The sequence below is a fragment of the Rothia sp. 32237D007AR genome, assembly GCF_053544675.1.
In genome coordinates, this window is sequence record NZ_JBPPUO010000025.1 from 1 (window position 1) to 2,429 (window position 2,429).

5 protein-coding genes are annotated in these 2,429 nt (G+C 33.6%); all 5 read right to left on the minus strand.

Going from position 1 to position 2,429, the window contains the following annotated elements; genetic code table 11:
* Nucleotides 1-388, minus strand: a 388-nt coding sequence (locus ACED87_RS09335) for a nucleotide-binding protein (RefSeq protein ID WP_449090011.1), incomplete at its 3' end; no start/stop codon positions are given.
* A gap of 144 nt (nucleotides 389-532) precedes the next feature.
* Nucleotides 533-817, minus strand: a complete 285-nt coding sequence (locus tag ACED87_RS09340) for a topoisomerase C-terminal repeat-containing protein (RefSeq protein WP_074390291.1) — start codon at nucleotides 815-817, stop codon at nucleotides 533-535.
* A gap of 145 nt (nucleotides 818-962) precedes the next feature.
* Nucleotides 963-1,700, minus strand: coding sequence for a 23S rRNA (adenine(2058)-N(6))-methyltransferase Erm(B) (gene erm(B) / locus ACED87_RS09345; RefSeq protein WP_011861426.1), 738 nt, complete (start codon nucleotides 1,698-1,700; stop codon nucleotides 963-965).
* Nucleotides 1,701-1,824: 124 nt separating this feature from the next.
* Nucleotides 1,825-1,920 (minus strand): 23S rRNA methyltransferase attenuation leader peptide, encoded by a 96-nt coding sequence (locus ACED87_RS09350; RefSeq protein WP_001809736.1) that lies wholly within the window; start codon nucleotides 1,918-1,920, stop codon nucleotides 1,825-1,827.
* A gap of 48 nt (nucleotides 1,921-1,968) precedes the next feature.
* Nucleotides 1,969-2,202 carry a peptide-binding protein gene (locus ACED87_RS09355; protein ID WP_020220349.1) on the minus strand — a complete coding sequence of 78 codons (234 nt, stop codon included), beginning with the start codon at nucleotides 2,200-2,202 and terminating at the stop codon, nucleotides 1,969-1,971.
* Nucleotides 2,203-2,429: the final 227 nt, after the last annotated feature.

The following is a 2,429-nucleotide window of genomic DNA, read 5'->3' on the forward strand; positions in this document are numbered from 1 at the left end:
GGTTGTATGGGCGGGTGTTTGCGGTGGTGCGGGGGTTGGTGTTTTTGGCTGCGGGTGGGACTTTTGAATAAGCCTCCAAGTCTAAATTATCAGTCAAATGAACAATAGAAGAAGCCAAGTTTCCATTTTTCAGTCCTTCATAAAAATTAACACGTGGCAATTCTACCTTAAATGTTTTTGCTAAGTCTTTTGTCAATGTTGCTTGTAAGTCCTTATCGATCATTAAAACTTTTAAATTAAATTTGTCTGTCAAGTAAGCAAACATAGTCGATAATTTTGACTTTCCAACACCACCTTTAAAATAATTGTTTAAGATAACAATCGCTTCATTTTTACTGTTTAAAATACGTCTTAATTCTTCAAGTATTTTGAGTTCTTCCTTCTCCATAACTACGCCCCATTCTTTTTTTGTATAGTAATATTGTATCATTAGGAATCACAAATCACAAGTGATTTGTGATTAATCACTTGTGATTTGTGATAAGTGATTTGTGATTAATATATAAAAGCCCTCTTTAAAGGGCTTTTATGTTTATTTTGAAAAAGAGATAAAATCAATATATCCCTTTTCCCCAATTTTTACAACGGCATTGTAGGGCTTTTTCTCTTTGTTTTTGATTCCTTTTACCAGGTTTTCTTTTCCCTCCAGTAATTCTTTTACATTCGTTTTGGTTAGTTTTTTCTTTCTAAAATGTTCAGCTAAAGTAAACTTACATTCAGGATAATTTGAACAACCATAAAACGATTTTTTTAATACAATATTGTTGCCACACTTAGGACATTTTCCTACAAGGGGTCCCGAGCGCTTAGTGGGAATTTGTACCCCTTATCGATACAAATTCCCCGTAGGCGCTAGGGACCTCTTTAGCTTCTTGGAAGCTGTCAGTAGTATATCTAATAATTTATCTCCATTCCCTTTAGTAACGTGTAACTTTCCAAATTTAAAAAAGCGACTCATAGAATTATTTCCTCCCGTTAAATAATAGATAACTATTAAAAATAGACAATACTTGCTCATAAGTAACGGTACTTAAATCGTTTACTTTGGCGTATTTCATTGCTTGATGAAACTGATTTTTAGTAAACAGTTGACGATATTCTCGATTGACCCATTTTGAAACAAAGTACGTATATAGTTTCCAATATTTATCTGGAACATCTGTGGTATGGCGGGTAAGTTTTATTAAGGCACTGTTTACTTTTGGTTTAGGATGAAAGCATTCAGCTGGCAGCTTAAGCAATTGCTTAATCGAGACTTGAGTGTGCAAGAGCAACCCTAGTGTTCGGTGAATATCCAAGGTACGCTTGTAGAATCCTTCTTCAACAATCAGATAGATGTCAGACGCACGGCTTTCAAAAACCACTTTTTTAATAATTTGTGTGCTTAAATGGTAAGGAATACTCCCAACAATTTTATACCTCTGTTTGTTAGGGAATTGAAACTGTAGAATATCTTGGTGAATTAAAGTGACACGAGTATTCAGTTTTAATTTTTCTGACGATAAGTTGAATAGATGACTGTCTAATTCAATAGACGTTACCTGTTTACTTATTTTAGCCAGTTTCGTCGTTAAATGCCCTTTACCTGTTCCAATTTCGTAAACGGTATCGGTTTCTTTTAAATTCAATTGTTTTATTATTTGGTTGAGTACTTTTTCACTCGTTAAAAAGTTTTGAGAATATTTTATATTTTTGTTCATGTTATCACTCCTGAAGTGATTACATCTATAAACAAATACAGAAGTTAAACGATTTGTTTGTAATTTTAGTTATCTGTTTAAAAAGTCATAAGATTAGTCACTGGTAGGAATTAATCTAACGTATTTATTTATCTGCGTAATCACTGTTTTTAGTCTGTTTCAAAACAGTAGATGTTTTATCTACATAACGCATTTGATAACGCATTTGGAATACCAACATGACGAATCCCTCCTTCTTAATTACAAATTTTTAGCATCTAATTTAACTTCAATTCCTATTATACAAAATTTTAAGATACTGCACTATCAACACACTCTTAAGTTTGCTTCTAAGTCTTATTTCCATAACTTCTTTTACGTTTCCGCCATTCTTTGCTGTTTCGATTTTTATGATATGGTGCAAGTCAGCACGAACACGAACCGTCTTATCCCCCATTATATCTTTTTTTGCGCTGATTGGCGTATCATTTCGTTTTGCTTTCTGTGCGCCTAAATTTCCCACGATCTCTCACTTCTTTCTATTTATTTTATCATCACCTATCACAAATCACAAGTGATTTGTGATTAATCACTTGTGATTTGTGATTCTATTCTTTTTCATTTTCTAATTGAATGATTCGCTCAATCATTTCAAAAAATACGTTCTCATACATAGAGGCTTATTCAAAAGTCCCACCCGCAGCCAAAAACACCAACCCCCGCACCACCGCAAACACCCGCCCATACAAC